At 44.8% G+C, this 18708-nt stretch carries 20 protein-coding genes; 13 read left to right on the top strand and 7 right to left on the bottom strand.

The annotated features are described in order from the left end of the window. Window positions 1-445: 445 nt before the first annotated feature. Complete coding sequence (helD, locus tag H1230_RS19855) at window positions 446-2803, top strand: RNA polymerase recycling motor HelD (protein WP_239711638.1); 2358 nt, start codon at window positions 446-448, stop codon at window positions 2801-2803. 36 nt (window positions 2804-2839) lie between these two features. On the opposite strand, the gene H1230_RS19850 is transcribed toward helD, so the two are convergent. The 3 genes from H1230_RS19850 to fsa form a co-directional block, all read right to left on the bottom strand. Beyond that, a complete protein-coding gene (locus H1230_RS19850) occupies window positions 2840-4012 on the bottom strand; it encodes an MFS transporter (RefSeq protein ID WP_239717419.1) in 1173 nt (390 codons plus the stop codon). A 54-nt stretch (window positions 4013-4066) separates the two neighbouring features. Beyond that, complete coding sequence (locus H1230_RS19845) at window positions 4067-4510, bottom strand: MarR family winged helix-turn-helix transcriptional regulator (protein ID WP_239711637.1); 444 nt, start codon at window positions 4508-4510, stop codon at window positions 4067-4069. A gap of 153 nt (window positions 4511-4663) precedes the next feature. Then, window positions 4664-5311 carry a fructose-6-phosphate aldolase gene (fsa, locus tag H1230_RS19840; protein WP_154117447.1) on the bottom strand — a complete coding sequence of 216 codons (648 nt, stop codon included), beginning with the start codon at window positions 5309-5311 and terminating at the stop codon, window positions 4664-4666. 257 nt (window positions 5312-5568) lie between these two features. Between fsa and H1230_RS19835 the strand changes: the two genes are divergently transcribed. Further along, window positions 5569-6018: a hypothetical protein gene (locus tag H1230_RS19835; RefSeq protein WP_239711636.1), complete on the top strand. Its 450-nt coding sequence runs from the start codon at window positions 5569-5571 to the stop codon at window positions 6016-6018. Beyond that, window positions 6005-6487, top strand: a complete 483-nt coding sequence (locus H1230_RS19830; protein WP_239711635.1) for a GNAT family N-acetyltransferase — start codon at window positions 6005-6007, stop codon at window positions 6485-6487. The genes H1230_RS19835 and H1230_RS19830 overlap by 14 nt, the downstream gene beginning before the upstream one ends. 11 nt (window positions 6488-6498) lie before the next feature. Here H1230_RS19830 and H1230_RS19825 read toward each other — a convergent pair whose 3' ends face one another. After that, entirely contained in the window at window positions 6499-6696 is a 198-nt protein-coding gene (locus H1230_RS19825; RefSeq protein WP_239711634.1) for a hypothetical protein, read from the bottom strand. Window positions 6697-6775: 79 nt separating this feature from the next. On the opposite strand from H1230_RS19825, the gene rpiA reads away from it, so the two are divergent. The 6 genes from rpiA (at window position 6776) to H1230_RS19795 (ending at window position 13318) form a co-directional block, all read left to right on the top strand. Beyond that, window positions 6776-7462 (top strand): ribose-5-phosphate isomerase RpiA, encoded by a 687-nt coding sequence (gene rpiA, locus H1230_RS19820; RefSeq protein WP_239711633.1) that lies wholly within the window; start codon window positions 6776-6778, stop codon window positions 7460-7462. 15 nt (window positions 7463-7477) lie between these two features. Further along, window positions 7478-7933: a VanZ family protein gene (locus tag H1230_RS19815; protein ID WP_239711632.1), complete on the top strand. Its 456-nt coding sequence runs from the start codon at window positions 7478-7480 to the stop codon at window positions 7931-7933. Window positions 7934-7966: 33 nt separating this feature from the next. Continuing rightward, a complete protein-coding gene (locus tag H1230_RS19810) occupies window positions 7967-8407 on the top strand; it encodes a GNAT family N-acetyltransferase (RefSeq protein WP_239711631.1) in 441 nt (146 codons plus the stop codon). Between the two features lie 50 nt (window positions 8408-8457). After that, a complete protein-coding gene (locus H1230_RS19805; RefSeq protein WP_239711630.1) occupies window positions 8458-9426 on the top strand; it encodes an aldo/keto reductase in 969 nt (322 codons plus the stop codon). Window positions 9427-9707: 281 nt separating this feature from the next. Continuing rightward, window positions 9708-10160, top strand: a complete 453-nt coding sequence (locus H1230_RS19800; RefSeq protein WP_239711629.1) for a MarR family winged helix-turn-helix transcriptional regulator — start codon at window positions 9708-9710, stop codon at window positions 10158-10160. Then, window positions 10157-13318, top strand: coding sequence for an MMPL family transporter (locus H1230_RS19795; RefSeq protein WP_239711628.1), 3162 nt, complete (start codon window positions 10157-10159; stop codon window positions 13316-13318). Before H1230_RS19800 ends, H1230_RS19795 begins: the two co-directional genes overlap by 4 nt. Before the next feature lie 413 nt (window positions 13319-13731). Here H1230_RS19795 and H1230_RS19790 read toward each other — a convergent pair whose 3' ends face one another. After that, window positions 13732-14406 carry a tetratricopeptide repeat protein gene (locus tag H1230_RS19790; protein WP_239711627.1) on the bottom strand — a complete coding sequence of 225 codons (675 nt, stop codon included), beginning with the start codon at window positions 14404-14406 and terminating at the stop codon, window positions 13732-13734. Window positions 14407-14540: 134 nt separating this feature from the next. On the opposite strand from H1230_RS19790, the gene H1230_RS19785 reads away from it, so the two are divergent. From H1230_RS19785 to H1230_RS19775, 3 genes are all read left to right on the top strand, one after another. Continuing rightward, the gene (locus tag H1230_RS19785; RefSeq protein ID WP_239711626.1) at window positions 14541-15116 is read left to right on the top strand and encodes a hypothetical protein; all 576 of its coding nucleotides are present in this window, start codon (window positions 14541-14543) and stop codon (window positions 15114-15116) included. A gap of 156 nt (window positions 15117-15272) precedes the next feature. Further along, window positions 15273-16274: an aldo/keto reductase gene (locus H1230_RS19780; protein WP_239711625.1), complete on the top strand. Its 1002-nt coding sequence runs from the start codon at window positions 15273-15275 to the stop codon at window positions 16272-16274. Between the two features lie 201 nt (window positions 16275-16475). Then, the gene (locus H1230_RS19775) at window positions 16476-16634 is read left to right on the top strand and encodes a hypothetical protein (protein ID WP_239711624.1); all 159 of its coding nucleotides are present in this window, start codon (window positions 16476-16478) and stop codon (window positions 16632-16634) included. An 86-nt stretch (window positions 16635-16720) separates the two neighbouring features. On the opposite strand, the gene H1230_RS19770 is transcribed toward H1230_RS19775, so the two are convergent. Together H1230_RS19770 and H1230_RS19765 are read right to left on the bottom strand one after the other, a co-directional pair. Further along, a complete protein-coding gene (locus H1230_RS19770) occupies window positions 16721-17620 on the bottom strand; it encodes a manganese catalase family protein (protein WP_239711623.1) in 900 nt (299 codons plus the stop codon). A gap of 94 nt (window positions 17621-17714) precedes the next feature. After that, on the bottom strand, window positions 17715-17927 hold the full coding sequence (locus H1230_RS19765; protein WP_239711622.1) for a hypothetical protein: 213 nt from the start codon (window positions 17925-17927) through the stop codon (window positions 17715-17717). Window positions 17928-18032: 105 nt separating this feature from the next. Between H1230_RS19765 and psiE the strand changes: the two genes are divergently transcribed. Next, window positions 18033-18518 (top strand): phosphate-starvation-inducible protein PsiE, encoded by a 486-nt coding sequence (gene psiE / locus H1230_RS19760; protein WP_481857083.1) that lies wholly within the window; start codon window positions 18033-18035, stop codon window positions 18516-18518. Window positions 18519-18708: the final 190 nt, after the last annotated feature.

Genomic DNA, 18708 nt, shown 5'->3' with positions numbered 1-18708 from the left:
AAGATATAGCGGGAAATTACCCCTCTAATACTGAAATGTAGGCTCTTTAGAGCGGAATAGAAGGATTTCCTCCCTTTAATATTCCTGAAAGGCTGCTTGATTAGCTTATTCTTAGAATTTAGAGGGAGTAAATCCCTTTAATTCTTAATTTCAAGCAATATTTAGTGAATTAGAGGGAACTTTTCCCTTTATAATAAACTTAGGATAATTCAATTCACTACAGGTAATTTCAAATTAAAAAGATCCGCTCCCTGAAGGACCGGATCCATAATCTATAGAATATATGCTTAATAAAATATAATATAGTTAGAAAGCTTGAAATCATGCCGAGAAATTGCTAAAATAAAAAGATATCAAATGAGTAATAAATATTAAACATAAATACTCAATTTAATTATATCACGAAATAATTGGAATGTCAACCTTCCAAAGGGGATGAATTGTAGTGGAGAATAATGATAGCGAATGGAAAGCTGAGCAGGAGCGGGTAACTGGCATAACGAAGCTATTGACCTCCCATATTCGGGGTTTATCAGAGGAACTTGGCCTTCATCGCACCGATGTAGTAGATATGCGAAAAGATTTCTGGGAAGAGGTAACGGTAAACTTCAGCAGCCCGGATGATCTAGGAGAGACATCGACAAGTCTGCGGCAGCAGTCGCAAATCCTGAATGAACGAGAGCGTCATCATCTGCAGTCCAGTAAAGCTCTGAAAAAATATAAGAAGCTGGTCGTATCTCCCTACTTTGGGCGAATTGATTTTTCGGAAGGCTCTGCTGGAGAGCAAGAGCAAATTTATCTTGGGATTGGCTCATTGATGAAGGATAACGGCACCTTTCTAATCTATGACTGGCGGGCACCCATATCAAGCCTATACTATGACGGAGCACCTGGGCCAACGGCTTATGATACTCCGAGTGGTCCTGTATCTGGCACGATGAATCTTAAACGGCAATTTGTTATTGACGACGGCAAGATTGAAGTTATGTTCGATACAGGGGTTACGATTGGCGATGAATTGCTGCAGCAGGTATTAAGCCATAGTGCAGATGACCGGATGAAAAGTATTGTCGCTACTATTCAGAAGGAACAAAATGCGATTATCCGCAATGATAAAAGCCGGATGCTGGTAGTTCAGGGGGCTGCAGGCAGCGGCAAGACATCCGCAGCGTTACAGCGTGTTGCCTACCTGCTGTACAAATACCGTGAAGTGCTGCAGGCCGACCAGATGCTGCTCTTCTCACCCAATCCCTTGTTTAACAGCTATGTCTCCACGGTTCTGCCAGAGCTAGGTGAAGAGAATATGCAGCAGACAACGTTCCAAATGTATCTGGAGGTTCGTCTTGGACAGGAATTTCAACTGGAGGATGTCTTTAACCAGACCGAAAGCCTGCTGAATGCACCAGATGGTCCTGAGGCTGCAATACGACGCCAGGGTATTGCTTACAAGTCATCTGTAGCCTTTCTGGACGTTATCCGCCGTTATGTGAATCTGTTGGAGCATGAGGGCATGTTATTCAAGTCGCTTATGTTTCTGGGAAGAGCAATTGTTGGCAAAGAGGAGATGGCACGGAAATTTTACTCCTACGACCCCACGATCAAGCTGGCGAACCGGATTGAGCTGATGACAGGCTGGCTGCTCAAGAAAATTGCGGACTTCAGTGTGGAGGAGCGTAATTCAGAGTGGGTAGAGAATCAGATTGAGCTGCTGGATTCCAGCGAGTACCAACGTGCATATAACTTGATGCGCCGTAAGCAGCGGGGCAAAGAAGAAGGCTTCGATGATTATGAGACTGAGAAAGACTTACTGGCCCGCCACCTGGTTAGCCAACGCCTGAAACCGTTGCGAGTATGGATTAAACGAGGACGTTTCGTCGATGTTAAAGGACTTTACAGCACTCTTTTTACTGATCGTGAGCTTATGGAGTCCCTGAACGTTGGGCATTCTCTACCAGCAGTCTGGGACGATATTTGTAGTCAAACGTTGGAAGCTATTGCAGTAGGAGAACTCTGTTATGAAGATGCGACGCCCTTCCTATATATGAAGGAACTAAGCCAGGGCTTTCGTACCAATACATTGATCAGACATGTCATTGTCGATGAAGTGCAGGATTATTCTCCTTTTCAGCTGGAATTCATGCGTCGACTGTTCCCACGTGCAAAAATGACCGTACTAGGTGATCTTAATCAGGCCATTTATGCCCAAGGGGAGGTATTAGGAGATTTAGCTAGCTTGGTTAGTGTGTATGGTGAAGAGAATACTGAGGTCATCTCGCTGTCCCGCAGCTATCGTTCAACCTATGAAATTGTGGAGTTTACGCGCTCCATGATCCCCGGAGGGGAGAAGATCGTACCTTTTAACCGCCGTGGAGAAGAACCGCTTCTGAGCGTGGTGGCCAGTAAATCGGAGCTGCTTGCTTCTGTTGAAAAAGATATTCAGGAGCTGCACTCCCAAGGCTATCATTATGTAGCCGTCATCTGCAAAACCGCGCAAGAAAGCGCAGAAGTACATGAGGAGCTGCTAAGTCGAATACCTGTTAGGCTGGTTACCAAGGAAACCCCTAACTTCCAGAAGGGAACACTTGTGCTTCCCGCATATTTGGCCAAAGGTGTAGAGTTCGATGCAGTTATTATCTATGATGGATCAGCAGAACGATACAATCGGGAGAGCGAACGGAAGCTGTTCTATACCGCCTGCACACGGGCTATGCATTTGCTGCATATTTATTGCCTGGGTGAGCCGAACCGTTTTTTAACTTCCGCTAGTACGCAATCCTTGATTGCCGAATCAGCGCAGAGCTGATGTTGTTGCCATTGTTGTTGCCATATTAGTTGAAGATCAGACCGTCTTTCGTATCTTTGCGAAGGCGGTCTTTTGTCTGCTTCGGCGCTGCAAGGCCAGAATAGTGATGTAGACAATTAGCAGGAGTGCAGGGGCTAACGCAGAAAAACGGTACATGACAGCGTAGCTGGTATACATGGCGATGGAGCCGAGCAGCATGGAGCCTGTAGCTACACCGAGGTCGAGCGAGTTCAGGAACATACCATTGGCCATTCCTCGTTGACGAGGATCTACGGCTTGAATCATCCAGGTTTGCAGGGAGGGCTGCATGGAACCGAAGCCGATGCCATAACAGATAGCAGCCGGGAATAGAGCAGTTGTTGAAGAAGCGTAGGATAGTAGTACTAAACCAGCGATAATGAAGAGACTGCCGGGAATGAGCAGGGCTGCGGGGCCGTAGCGGTCATATATTTTGCCCGACAACGGGCGCACGATCACAACGGCCACAGCATTGAACAGAAAGAAGTAGGCGACATGAGCTAAATGTGCTTCAGATCCGTATAAGGCGAGAAAGCCCAGAAGTCCGCCATAAGAAACGGATAGTAGAAAGTTCAATAGACAAGGGACCCACAGCTTGCGGAAAGCTCCAGTCTTAGGTCCAGCTTCAGCAGGAATCATTGGAGGTTCCTTATGGTGGGTGGGCAAGCTTGAGGTTAGGCGGTACCCAAGCGGTACAATAAGCGCGATTACAGCCGCAGTACCGAGAATCAATGAACCAAATCCGGGACCTTGCAGCAGGCTGAGTCCAATTAGCGGTCCAGCTGACATAGCAAGGCTGGTCGATAGTCCAAAGTAGCCCATCCCTTCACCCATTCTGCGAATGGGTATGACATCCGAGGCCATAGTGGGGAAGGCGGTACTGGCCATGCCAAAACCGATCCCAAAAAGCATGCGCAGCAGCAGCAAAGCGAGGATACTGTCCGCCCAGTGATAACCTACTACGGCAGTGAACGAAATAGCGAGTCCGAGGTAGATCAGCAGGTTGCGCCCACCTTTCTCCATGGCTTTAGCCGAGAACAAGCGTGAGGCAATGGCGCTTAGTGCGAACAAGCTGGTTACGAGGCTGATCTGTAGCGATGTAGCATGTAATGATCCCTCAGCATAGGCTGGCAGGGTAGACAGCGTCATCTGTAGTCCGATGAAGAGCAGAAGATTGCATAAGGTCAGCATCACAAATGATTTTGTCCATAAACGTTCTGTAGGTATATTCAAGTTGTCGTTCTCCTATTCTTGATGCATATTTCCGGTATTCTGATAAATAAGGTCCAGCATTTCACGCAATTCGATCAACTGTTTAGGTTGCAATCCGGCAACTGCGGCTGAAATATTCGCTTGCTCCAGGGGGAGTGTCAGCTCAATTAAGGCCTTTCCCTCCTCCGTGGCATACAAGAGGAAAGCCCGACGGTCGCTTTGACTAGTGGATTTTGTAATTAAACCTTTCTTTTGCAGCAACTCAACGATTCGGGCAGTCGTGGGCTGGTCTTTAACTACTGCAGCGGCAACCTCTTTTTGGTTAATACCAATATTTCTTGATATCATAAAAAGGACAGACCATTGCTCTGGAGTAATATCATAGGGTCTAAGCGCCCTAGCGAATTGATTGGAGATCCCCCTGTAGGCGGAACCTATTATGAAACCAAGGAAATGTTGAGGAGAGGAATCGGGCATGGACAAGCATCCTTTCAAATATAGATGTTATAACAATTATATTTATGACAAGTAAATTTGTCAATGCTAGTCGATATGAGAAAATAAAAAAGGCCATTCAAGGATTATCCCTGAACGGCCATTTTATAGAGTTGTGAATTAAATTATCGTTGTTTATACTTGCGGAACTTTCTCCCAATCCTTCAAGAAGCGTTCAATACCGCTATCTGTTAGCGGGTGCTTCCACAGTGAAGGTAAGAGCGAGCCCGGAATGGTAGCAATATGTGCACCGGCAAGCGCTGCTTGCTCAACATGAGCAATGTTGCGGATACTGGCAGCGATGATTTCCGATTTTAGATCGTAGTTGGTTAGAATAGTCTTAAGATCTTTAATTAACTTCATGCCGTCTACGCCAATATCATCCAGGCGGCCGACGAATGGGCTGATATAGGTTGCGCCTGCTTTAGCAGCCATAAGGCCTTGCGCAGCGGAGAATACAAGAGTGACGTTAGTCTTGATGCCTTTTTTAGTGAGTTCATAACAAGCTTCCAAACCGTCTTCTGTCATCGGCAGTTTAATTACAACATTCGATGCCCATGTAGCTATTTCGTATGCTTCCTTAAGCATGTCTTCTGCTTTGAGTCCAATAACCTCAGCGCTGACCGGACCAGGTACGATGGCCACAATTTCTTTAATTACATCCTTGAAGAGTCTGCCTTCTTTAGCGATCAGCGACGGATTTGTCGTTACGCCATCCACTAGTCCTAGGCGGGTTATACGTTTGATTTCTTCAATGTTTCCGGTATCCAAGAAAAATTTCATTTAAGTTTATCCTCCCTTGATTTCCTTATGGATTGACAAGCAGCGTTCATATGTACATTATGAGACATGCCCAACGAAGTTTCAACTGTTATTTTGAATATTTCAAAATAACTTTATAGAATTAGTCGCGCTTACACAGTAAATGAGTTTTGTTTAAAGATCGATAGCTGCTTTTGAAATCTGTCATTCCCGCCCGTATCGCTCCCGTGATAAAATAAACTCGGTATGAATACTTCAAATGGATGGAGAGGGACCGGATGAACTATGCAGTAATGGCGGTTGTACTCCTGTTGTTGATTGTTGCCGGTAAGCTGGCTTATGAGAATAGCAAACTAATTTCCAAGCGGAATCCAGCTCAACCTCAGTCTTATAGTGCATCAATGAAGTATTCTGTATACCCTCATCCTCTGTCTGATATTGCCGATACATTCAACATCGTTCCATTGTTCCGGTTAAGCATTGCAGAGCGTGTGGAGGGATCTCTGAGAGATTCGAGTACGGGTTTAACGCTCACCCTATGCAGGGTTGAAGCGGGTAAAGGTGAAATGGTATTGGCTGACGCGCAGAGCTGGATGTTGAACAGTCTTCAGCAATTCGCCCAGCAAAGTGTTCTCGTTACGCATGAGGCTTTTTTGGACAAAGCTGCTGACCCGTTAGAGCAGGAAATGTTAATGAAATTGGAGAGTGTTATCAGTGACGGAAGTTGAATTTGTAGTTGTTGAGCCGGATAATCGAAACTTGCGGGAGCTTATTGCCCGTTTGGATGAGGAATTGCTTGCGCGTTATCCGCATGAGACCATCTATGTGGTTGATTTTGACGACCCTAAGGTCAAGGAAATGACCTTTGTGGTTGCCTATCTGCATGGAACAGCTGTAGCTTGTGGTGGTTTACGGCCACTTGACTATATGAGCTTGAACAGTCCTTCCATGGAGCTGAAGCGCTTTTATGTGGATTCGGGCTGTCGCAAATTGGGGATTGCCACGCGCATGCTGCTATTTCTAGAAGAGAAGGCTATAGCAGCTGGCTACGGAGAGATCCGACTGGAGACTGGGATTAAGCAGCCAGAAGCCATTGGGCTTTATGTTAAGCATGGCTACCGGCCGATTGAGCTGTTTGGTCCTTATGTAGGAGATCCTGACAGCCTCTGTTATGGTAAAATTCTGAAACAAGGTTAAATAGAACAAACTCAAGCGTGATATTTGCCTACAGGTGCGTTAAGTACCCATTCCAGCATTGTAATCATATCCTCAAGACGTTCAAGTTGGTCTTTCAGGTGGTCAAGCTGCGGACTCTCTTCGGCTAAAGGGGCGAGTCGTGATTCCAGTGATCTGCGCTGGAGCGTTAATTCGTTGATTTTAGATTGAATCTGGTTTTCGGTCCTCATGATTGAATCCTCCTGTTGGCTTAAGTTGTATTATAGAATTAATATAGATCATTATAACGGAAAATGTGGAGGTAATAAAATGAACGTCAATGTGAAGCAGTTAGCCGCTGAAAAAGCAGTAGAGTATGTATTGGATGGGATGAAGGTTGGACTGGGAACCGGATCAACCGCATACTGGGCTATACGCAAGCTTGGGGAACGCGTTCGTGAAGGTCTTAAGATTACGGCAGTAGCTACCTCGCGCGCTTCAGAGGAGCAAGCTCGTGAATTGGGGATCCCTCTAGTGGCCTTTGGAGACATTGATCATCTGGATTTGACTATTGATGGAGCGGATGAGCTGGATAAGGAGCTGCAGCTAATCAAAGGCGGCGGCGGCGCATTGCTGCGCGAAAAGATTGTAGCCAGCAATAGCACTCGTATGATTGTAGTTGCTGATGAGAGCAAAGCGGTAGGCACGCTGGGAAAATTCCCGCTTCCGGTGGAAATTGTTCCTTTTGCCTGGGAATGGACGCTTGCCGAGATTGCCAAGCTGGGTTGCAAGCCGGAGCTGCGGCGAAATGGGGAAGAACTGTACAAGACAGATAATGGTAATTACATAGCGGATTGCCGCTTTGAAGCTATAGAATCTGCTATGAAGCTGGCGCTGGAACTGCAGAGCATTCCAGGAATAGTGGAACATGGCCTTTTTATCGGAATTGCGGACATCGCTATCATTGGGAAGAACGATGGAAGTATAGAAATCATTGAGGCTAAACGGGAAATTTGATTATGGAGAGATAACGTGAAGGCTTCCAAATTGGAACAAGAGGAAAACAGAATTAAGCACAAGCGACGGTTGACAGGGTTTGTGCTGGCTCTGTATAGTGCTATTGTTATCTATTGGATGTTCATTGGTTTCGGACGGGAGCCTCATACGGGTGGCCCGCTTCAATTCAATCTCATACCGCTGCGGACAGTACTGCTATATTTGGACCCAGGAAACGGGTTGTCGCTTGCCATTCGGCTGGTGAATCTGCTCGGAAATGTGGTTGTGTTCATTCCCTTTGGTTGGTTGCTTCCACGTTTGGCTAAAGGTTGGACTTCCTGGATCCAGCTCACATTCTCATCTGCTTCACTTATATTAGTTCTGGAATGCTTGCAAATGCTGCTGCATGTCGGGAGCTTTGATATCGATGATTTATTATTGAACTTAATAGGTGTCAGGATAGGTTACAGCCTGTTCAGACGCTGCCTTTGATACACACAATATGAAGTAGAGGAGTAACAATCGATGCTGATTGATCTGAAGCACCTTTTAGGCACCCCTGAGGTAAACGAACTGATGACTTATGCACTTATTGATGAACCCGAATCACTCCTGCATACCTCGGCTGAATATAGCGAACAAACGGCGCTGCAATTATGCGGCTGGGAAGAGGAGAAGCTGCTGCTTGGACTCGTAGGATTCGAAGAGACTGAGGATGGTTCCTTAGTAATTCGGCATATTGCCGTGCTGCCGGAGAATCGTGGCAAGGGTTATGCACGTGGGATGATTCTGGAGCTGCTGACTGTGCGCCAGCCGCGATACTTGCTAGCGGAAACAGAAGATGAGGTTTCTGCAGATTTCTTCCGCAGTCATGGCTTTATGGTATACAGTCTTGGTGAGAACGCCGCCGGAATTGAAATGTTCCGCTGCGTCTACGAAGTAGAAGAATCTGAGGACGAAGAATAATACTTGAGAATGGAATGCGGAAATTGAAATTAAGAAGGCGAGGGAAGTATATGAACTACAGAACACTAGGCAAAACAGGAATGAAAATATCCGAAATTGGTTATGGAGCCTGGGGAATCGGCAAAACTGCATGGATCGGAGCAGATGATCAGGAATCGCTTAACGCGCTTAATCGTTCCATTGAGTTGGGATTGAATTTTATTGATACAGCGATTGGTTACGGGGATGGACATAGCGAGAAGCTTGTTGGGCAAGTTGCTCGGGAACATGCGGGGAACATCTATGTCGCTTCCAAAATTCCACCGAAAAACGGACAATGGCCCGCTCGTGCCGGTGTACCAGCGGATGAGACATTTACAGCTGAGCACGTAATTTCCAGCACGGAACAAAGCTTGCGCAATCTGGGTCTAGATACCATTGATGTTCAGCAATTCCATGTCTGGTCAGATGAATGGGTAGGTAAAGGCGATTGGCTGGAAGGTGTACGTAAACTAAAAGAACAAGGGAAAATCCGTTTTTTCGGCGTCTCAATCAATGACCATCAGCCTGCAAATGCGGTCAAACTGATTGAAACCGGTATCGTGGACACGGTGCAGGTGATCTATAATATTTTTGATCAAAGTCCGGAAGACGATTTGCTGCCAGCTTGTGAAAAACATAATGTCGGCGTTATCGTCCGGGTTGCACTTGATGAAGGTGGATTAACGGGACGAATTACGCCAGAGACCGTCTTTGCAAAAGAGGATTTCCGCAACAGTTATTTTAAGAATGAGCGGAAGCAGGAAGTTTATAACCGGGTGGAGAAAATTGCTGCTGATTTACATATTTCTGTTGATGATATGGCGGAAACCGCACTGCGCTATGTGCTTAGCCATCCCGCAGTTTCAACAGTCATTCCAGGTATGCGCTCCATTACCAATGTGGAACGCAACATGAAGGTCGGAGATGGTCTCGGTCTTTCCCAAGACCAGCTTGCCAAACTGAAGGCGCACCGTTGGATTCGTAATTTTTATAAATAAGACGTCTTGGCTTTGGTAATTGTAAGAGGGGTGACGAACCCCTCTTTTCTTCATTGCAGAGTTGCAGAAATTTCGACGGAAGTGAAAACGAGCTTGTGAATGAGTGTATATAGAGGTGAATGCGAAATGACTCTGAACATGGAGTCATTTTTTTGTTGTTAAGGAGTAATTATAGTCTCAGAAGAATAAACTGAGATTTTATTTGACTTTTTAATGTGGAAATAATATAGTTTTACAATGAAACTGTTCTATACATGAACTATTAGCAGGAGGTTGAAGTTTTGAATGAAGATGCGAGTCACTGGATTAACCGCTATATGGATGTTTACCTAGTGGTAACAAGGCGCATTAATGCGCAGATAAGAGATAGTATTGCTGCCGGCATCACTAATGATCAATTCCTCATTCTTCGCTTAATTAACGGTCAACAGCTATGTACCTCCACATATTTGGCAGAATCTTTTGCGGTGGGTAAGAGTTCAATTACGGCTATCATTAACCGGCTGGTTGAGGCGGGAATGGTCGAGCGAACTCGTGACGAGAATGATCGGCGCCAGGTCTATCTGTCGATGACAGAAGATGGAAGAAGCGTGTATGAAGAAGCAGAGAAGCAAATACAGGAGGTCATATCTCCGTACTTGATTGATTTTGAGGAAAAAGATATTGAGAACTTTATCATGATGTTTGAGAAGCTGGGTCGTTTAATGCAGGAATCGGGAGGGAAAAGCAATTGAAAACGATATTAAAAGCAAGATGGGCAGTGATCGTAGTCTGGCTTGCAATGGCGGTTGTATTATTTATGACAGCTCCATCAATGTCAGATCTTGTTCGTGAGAAAGGTGATATCTCAGTTCCAGACGGATATAGTTCTGCTAGAGCTAACGAGATTTTGCAGGAGGTTTCTGACTCCAAGAATGGAGAAAAGCTGCATCAAGTTGCCCTTGTATTTAACAAGCCGCAGGGAATTGGGGCAGAAGAAACTGCAAGTATTAAGCAGGGCGTTGAGAAGCTGAGCAAGAATAAAGAAGCTCTAAATATTGATGCCATTACAGATCCTTTTTCCCAAAGTGAGCTTAAGGATACGCTGATTGCCAAAGATGGCAAGACAATTATGGTGGCACTTTCAATAAAAGGCGGAAACGAGGCTGTTCAAGAACTTCCCGCTAAGGTTGATGAATTGCTCGCTGATGTGGATGCAGCTCATTACTTAACTAGTGAAGGGCTGATTACTGAAGATACTATTGCCAGTTCAGAAGCAGGTCTTAAGAAATCGGAATATATTACAGTTGTCTTTATTTTACTAATTCTGTTTGTAGTGTTTCGATCGATGGTGGCTCCATTTGTTCCATTGCTGACTGTGGGTCTGAGTTACATAGTTGCGCAATCCATAGTAGGCTTTCTGGTGGATCGTTTTGATTTCCCATTATCGACGTTCACACAAATATTTATGGTCGCCGTAATGTTCGGAATCGGGACAGATTATTGTATCCTGCTGATTAGCCGATTTAAAGAAGAGCTTGCAACATCGGAAGATACCCACAGTGCGATTGTGGCAACTTACCGGAAAGCCGGTGGAACTGTGTTTTATTCCGGTTTGGCCGTATTCGTGGGCTTTTTGGCCATTGGGCTCTCGAAATTCGTCTTGTATCGTTCAGCGGTGGCCGTCGCCGTAGGGATTGCAGTTATGCTGCTGGCCCTCGTTACACTTGTTCCTTTCTTCATGGCTGTGCTGGGTAAAAAAATGTTCTGGCCATCAAGAGGCAAGTTGGAGCATAGTGAAAGCCGTATTTGGGGCGCGGCAGGCTCGTTCTCTTTAAAAAGACCGTGGGTGGCATTGCTGATCGTAGCAGTGATAGTTGTACCGTTCCTCGTCGCATATGATGGGAAGCTTTCCTTTAACAGCATGGATGAGATTGGCTCCGATTATGCTTCAGTTAAAGGCTTTAATATCATATCCGATAGCTTCAGCCCCGGTGAATCGATGCCTGGTAAAATTGTAATTAAGAATGATGATCGCATGGATACCTCGGAATATATAGGGTTGTCCGAGAAGATCAGCCGTGAGCTGGAAAAGGTGGAGGGTGTTAAATCGGTGCGCAGCATGTCGCGTCCGACAGGAGTACAAATCAATGACTTCCTCATACCTACTCAGGTGGGAACTCTTTCTGACGGCCTCGATCAGACTAATGAAGGTCTAACCAAGATTCAAACGGGATTGTCAGATGCAAGCAAGCAGCTTAGTGATAATGCGCCAAAGCTTAATGATGCTGTATCTGGCAGCGCTAAGCTGACGGAAGGCACTGCAGATCTCAAAGCAGGTATCGTCGCCTTGGGTAACGGATTATCCCGTATAGAGAGTGGCATTAAGAGTGGTTCCGCCGGAGCAGGAGAGCTCAAAGCAGGTCTTCAGCAAGCGGCGTCAAGTGCAAAACAGCTTGCAGAAGCTAACACAGCACTGTTGGCAGGTTATAAAAAAATCGGCGGTGGCTTAACTGCGCTGGATGGTGGATTAGGTCAGCTGCAAGGGCAACTGCAGGGTGTGGCAGCAGCCTTGAGCGGCCTTAATACTTCCTTTACAGGTCTGGAGAGCAGCCATCCAGATCTGCTGCAGGATGCAGATTATCAGACGATTAAAGGTACAGTGACACAGAGTGGTAAGGGGGTTACACAGCTTGCCACAGGGCTGGGTCAAATCTCTGAACAGCTGAAGGGTGCAGCTGCAGGCTTGAATGAAGCTAACGCTGGTTATGTCAAGGCTTCTGCTGGGCAAACTGCACTTGCGCAAGGGCTGCAGAAGCTGGTAGCAGGAATTGGACAGCTGCAAACAGGTCTGAATCAGGCAGCCGCAGGTCAAGGCCAGATTGTAGACAAGATTCCTTCTATCAGTAGCGGGCTAACGCAGCTGCAAGGGGGACAACAGCAGCTAGTGGATGGATTTGGGCAATTGACTGGTCAACTTGGAGAGTTGACTAAAGGGCTAAGTGATAGTTCGGATGGCTTGAAGCAAATCACAGGCGGTTTGAGCTCTGCACAAGATTACCTTAATCAGATTAAGGCAGCTAAGGATGATGAGTTGAGCGGATTCTTCGTGCCTGCTGAGGCTCTTGAATCGTCAGATATTCAACAGGTATTCGATAATTACCTGTCCACAGACCGCAAGGTTATGACTTTGGATGTTGTATTCTCCAATAATCCGTACAGCACAGAAGCCATTGACAGTATGGGTGATATTCAAGCTGCTGTTGATCGTGCGGTTAAAGGTACGAAGCTGGAGAATGCTGAGACTGCAATAAGTGGGGTTACCAGTACCTATAGCGATTTGCAGAAAATCTCTAATGAAGACTATTCGCGGACTGTTATCTTGATGCTGAGCGGCATATTCATTATTCTGGTGCTGCTGCTACGATCCATCGTCATGCCGCTCTATCTTATTCTATCGCTAGTGATCACATATTTTACTTCGTTAGGAGTGACAGAAGCGATATTCGTTAAGCTGCTTGGTTATGATGGAATTACCTGGACGACACCGTTCTTCAGCTTCGTAATGCTGGTAGCACTCGGTGTGGATTACAGTATCTTCCTGATGGCCCGGTTTAATGAGAATAAGACCTGGGATGTTCGTGAAGCCATTCTGCATGCCATGCGCAATATGGGCACAGTTATTCTGTCAGCCGTAGTTATACTAGGTGGCACATTTGCCTCAATGTATCCTTCAGGGGTGCTGTCGATGATGCAGATTGCTACAGTAGTCCTTGTCGGCTTGGCCTTATATGCACTGGTATTCCTGCCGTTCTTCGTTCCAGTTATGGTACGGATGTTCGGTCGGGCCAACTGGTGGCCTTTCCGGGTCAAAGAAAGCTCCGAAGCTCCGAAGCATGATATTCATATGTAAGACTATGGGGTGGTAGTAAAGCCACCCATCTACCCCCGCTAAATATAGACTGGTCTCGGATGAGCGGTCTTATTTTGCGGGGGTATTTCGTCATTCTCTGATGTCGTCCCGTTCATGTGAGCGGTGCTCGCTCACGAACGCATCATCGAAGTCTGAGAAGTCGTGCTTAAATCCAAAGGGTAATGATCCAATGCTTGAACCCTTAACTGGATGTTGGAATACTGGATGGTATTGAGGGATGAACCCATAGAAGCCCCAAGCTTTGTTAACGGCTCGACGGGCCGACCCATCTCTCTAAGAGGAAGTTGGCTACAACGAACCTCTGCCGAACCGGAATTCAAAAAACCTCTGACGATCACATTTGCTACGTGATCGTCAGAGGTTTTTCCACGTGATATGTAATCTTCTAAAGCTTAACGCAGCTTAGCGAAAAAACTGCGCAACGCCCAACCGCGTTCCTGCCGTTTCTTATATTTAGGGAGCGAGCGATAGATAGCAGTGGATTCCGCAAAAGCGCGCTTTGCATCCTCAATTCTGCCTAATGCTTTGTACATAGAACCAGCTAGATAATAGGCTTCACTTGACGAGGTCTGAATCTCCTGAAATTGTGTTACATAGTTCAATGCTTTGTCATGGTCCGTATGGCGGAAGGTCTCGGCCAGTCGCAGATATGGTTGCCCGTATTGAGCCTTTCGGTTAATCGCTAGCCCCCGTATGATCTGTGATTCTCCTTCATCCAAGTGATTTAGTTTCAGATTCACATAGCCTATTTCTACCCAGAATTCAGCGGATTGTTCATATCGGTCTTCGATCTGCAGAAGTAATTCCTTCGCTTCCTTGTATTTCTTGCGCTCTGTCAAATGCCTGGCGAGTTCGAATTTGGAAGATACATCATTAGGATTAAGCGAAATTGTTGATCGGAGCTTGGAAATTTGTCGTGCTCTGCGAAAGGGCTTCATAACGCTGGGAAAGATGCCTACATATCGGCGGTCGAGAATATACAAGATAACGAGTAGGATGATTAAGGCCAGAAACGGATTGCCTACTAACCTGCTTAATAGAATAAAGCCAATAAAAAATTTGAACATGATGTCCCTCCATTATCATTGTGTTTCCAGTATTTTGATTACAATAATATCACAAAGAAGGGAATTATATGATGAACTTATTTACAGAACTGCTATAATAAAAAGAGGAAAATGGAAAAAAAGGGGATAATTAAATGTTCGGAAAAGAATTTGCTGTAGGGCTAAAAGCGAAAACGATTACAGAATCAGAAGAACTAAAAAGAAAATTAAATAAACGGAGCATATCTGAACTCAGAGTATTAAAGGCTAATGCCAAAACATTAAGCGAATGGAATAAAATATTAACAGTTTTCTTGGCAGTGATTTGTATTGTTTCTACTTTATTAGTAGGGATTACTACAAATATAAAACAAAATGAAAGTGCAATTAAATCTTCTACAATAGATAGCCTTCAAACTATGAAAATAGCGAATATCGATCAAATCAAAGAGGTAGATGATACTACTAAACAAACACTTAAACAAATGATCACTGAATCAACAGAAAAATCAAAATTAAAGCTTTGGGAAAAAAATGATACATTCATGAAAATTGCAATGATCCCTATTGTTATTTTAATTATTTTTTTTATATATTTCATATTTGCATCAAGGAGAAGTTTTTATTTAAACAATATTATCCACGAAGCAATTGAAGAGAAGATGGCACAAATAGACAGAAACTCTCGAATAAGAGATGATCGACTTGAGCGAAAATACATAAGAGGGTAGTCTTGATAAGTATTATTTAATTTAACTTCAGCGCTCCATAGCTAAGTGGGTTTGGATTAAGATTGATGGTATAATTAGCCATACATAAGAAGCCTTCGTTAGCGCTAAAACTGGCGAGATTTCCTCGTATGTTACATATTTTAGAAAGAAGGATGAATGATGGAGCCGAGTTCAACAGCTGTAAGTTTGCGTCCGTTAGGACAATCTTCATTGTCTGTTTCTCCACTAGGGCTAGGCTGCTGGCAATTCAGCAGAGGTAGTGGTTTGGTCGGGCGGTATTGGAGCAATCTTGAAGAAGGAGATATCCTGAATATCGTGCGGGTTAGTCTGGAAGGCGGGATGAACTGGGTAGATACGGCTGAGATCTATGGAGGTGGCAAATCAGAAGAAGCGCTGGCTCATGTTCTCGATCAATTAAAGCAAGAGGGAAGTGCCCACTCTACGCCCTTTATCGCTACTAAATGGTGGCCGCTAATGCGTACAGCTAAGTCTATCACATCTACGATTGAGGAACGGCTTCGTTGTCTTGGTGGTCGGACCATAGATTTGTACCAAATTCATCAGCCCTTTTCCTTATCTTCAATAGCAAGTGAAATGAAGGCCATGGCAGGTTTAGTCAAGGCAGGTAAGATCCGTTATGTAGGAGTTAGTAATTATTCAGCCAAGCAAATGGTACAAGCGCATAAGTTGTTAAAAGAATATGACTTGACGTTGGTCTCTAATCAAGTGAAATATAATCTGCTGGACCGTTCGATTGATCGGAATGGAGTTATGGATGCAGCCAAGGAACGGGGCATTTCTATAATCGCGTATTCTCCGCTACAGCAAGGGATACTAACAGGACGGTTTCATAAAGATCCTGCGCAGATTAGCAGTATTTCCCGGATGCGGCGGATGCAATCGGGTTTGAATGAGAAGAGTATGGCCCGGAGCAGACCACTAATTGATTCGTTAGTGACGCTAGGCAACAAATATGATGCAACCGCAGGCCAAGTTGCTCTGAATTGGCTAATTCATTACCATGGAAACACTGTAGTCGCCATTCCAGGTGCATCGAAGGTCCGGCATGCAGAGGAGAATATTGGGGCAATGACTTTTCAGCTTAACAAGGAAGAACTGGAACACCTGAATGAAGCCTCACTGGCAGCACTGAAATAGCAGACAATATTCAATCAAATTTAATAGATCCCAAATAACCTTCGAGCCTATGAGTGGCCTGGGGGTATTTTTTATTTTGCAAAAAGGTTTAAGACGGTAATAAGAAGGGTATATATGATGTAAGAAATTTTTGGATCATGCCACTTATACGCAATAAGTGCTTGAATTATTGGGGATATTCATTGAAGGAGGTTGAACCAAATGAATATGACAATACATAATCTTATGGCTTACAATCATCAATATTTTAGACCTCAACCCGTAGTTAATTCCAAGCAAGAGAAAAATGATGAGAAGATACAGAGCTTTCAGGATGTCCTAAATGATAAAATGAGAGCAAATAATGGAAAGACAAAATAAGCACGAATCCAAATGTGCATAGCATGAAAAGAGCCGGACCGAAAGACCTTTGAGGTCGATTGGGCCGGCTTCTCCATTTCCGAGATCTAGTGAATATTAGCTGCCTGCTGTAGTCTTGCGGCAATCGCCAGAAAGTCCTCCTCGGAGAAACCAGGTGCGAACTCTTCAGGAACCTCAGGCGCTTCCGCAATCGGGAAGCCTTTGGGAGATCCTTCGATGACTTCGAGGGGCTGGCCATCTTCTGGATGCAGTCCTTTCCAAATTTGCTTAATCGCTGTAAAGTCTCCGTCGCTATTCGTATAGAGCTTAGTATGGAGGCTTCTGGATTCATATTTACGTGTCTCACTAAAGGCTTTGTTGCTTAGAGATGGAATGGGGATCAGCTTGCCGACATCCACTCCTGTAGCTACCTCCAGAGCCTTGGCATAGGCAACAACATGTACCCCGCCCCGAACGAGCAAATAACCTACCACTTCACGGGCAGCCGGATGATCTGTCATTTCATATACTTTCATCTTGTGCGTACGCGCACCACATTCCAAGAAAAAATTGTGCAGCAGATCCAATATTAGATTGCCACTGTTAAATACATATTCGCCGCTCCAAGGGCGCCCCATTGAATCGATCGGCAATGCGGCCTGTGCACCTGCTAACGCGTGATAAGTATTGCGTACATCCTTTAATGGTCCAAGCGGAGTTTCATCAGGTGCTTTATACGAGGTGGAGCCGTGTAGACATTTGTTAATCGCGTGGGCAACCAGCTCCACATGACCTAATTCCTCAGCGGTTATGCTAGTAACAAGATCGTAGAATGGTTTTAGCTTTTTTTTGCTGCGGAAATTAAAGGATTGGAATAAGTAGTTGTTCAGAGTCGACATTTCTCCGAATTTGCCACCCATCAGCTCTTGAACGGCTGCCGCCGCATTGGGGTCTGGCCGTTCAACCTCAGGAATTTCAATTGCAATCTCGTCAAATCGTTTGAACATGCAAACACCTCGCTATAGATTGATTTTGGAGTCACTGCCTATCTTCAGCTTTTAGTGTCTCCACGAAACGCAATCTATACACGAAATAATAAATTTAACGTCTAAGCTCGTAGAATTGACATTCCCGGCGTGAATAATAAGTTAAATCACTAACTCGGGATTGAATGATAACATCTGTTTCGGTAAAGCGGACAATAGTGGCTCCTGAATTAACCAAATGGTCATCCTGAAAAACTCGGACAGGCAGTTTACGATCCTGGGCTTCCTGGAAATCGCTGTCTGTTTGTAACGGACGTGTAACGGACATAGTCTTATTCTCCTTTAGGGCTATGATTAAACAATGGAAATAAAAATAGTATAACTGCGGACAGTGAATAAATCCAATGTAAAGCCAGCTTTTGGAGAGTGGAGAATGGAATGTTGCAGAGCGGCTTGCACTGTAAACGTAACCACCTTTATACTGTGGATTACCTTGAGCGCGGGAGATGATATGGTGAAAATAAACAATAAGTTTAGGTACGTTCCGCTCGTGCTGCAATGGGTACTTAATCTGGCCTTGATTGTACTAGCCCTTATTCTAGTAGTCTTACTGGGTAAAGAGACGCTTTATATTTTTCACTTCATTAATGTCGGAGGAGATTTATCGAAGCTGGAATTACTTGAGGGCTTGCTGGTTTATTTCTTGTATTTCGAATTTATAGCATTAATTATTAAGTATTTCGAGGCAAAATATCATTTCCCGCTCCGTTATTTTATCTATATCGGAATTACAGCGATTATCCGGCTAATCATTATCGATCACGAAAGTCCAATGGACACACTACTTTATGCAGGTGCAATACTTGTGCTGGTGATTACACTTTATATTGCTAACACTCAGCAACTCAAAAGGGAGTAACTATTTACAGCCTAGGTATAGAGCGATTTTCTTTCTGGACACGAAGAACGGATCAAGAGGGTATGACATATGTCATACCCTCTACTTGATGTTTATGACTGTATAAGGTGACACATCATTCTCTATAATATAGATAGACAAGAAGAAACGGCTTTGCTGTCCTTTTATGGAGGGTACCCGCTTCTTCGAG

The organism is Paenibacillus sp. 19GGS1-52 (genome assembly GCF_022369515.1).
GTDB lineage: Bacteria > Bacillota > Bacilli > Paenibacillales > Paenibacillaceae > Paenibacillus_AQ.
Note: the sequence above shows the minus strand (reverse complement) of the source record. Positions and strands in the feature narration are given on the sequence as shown.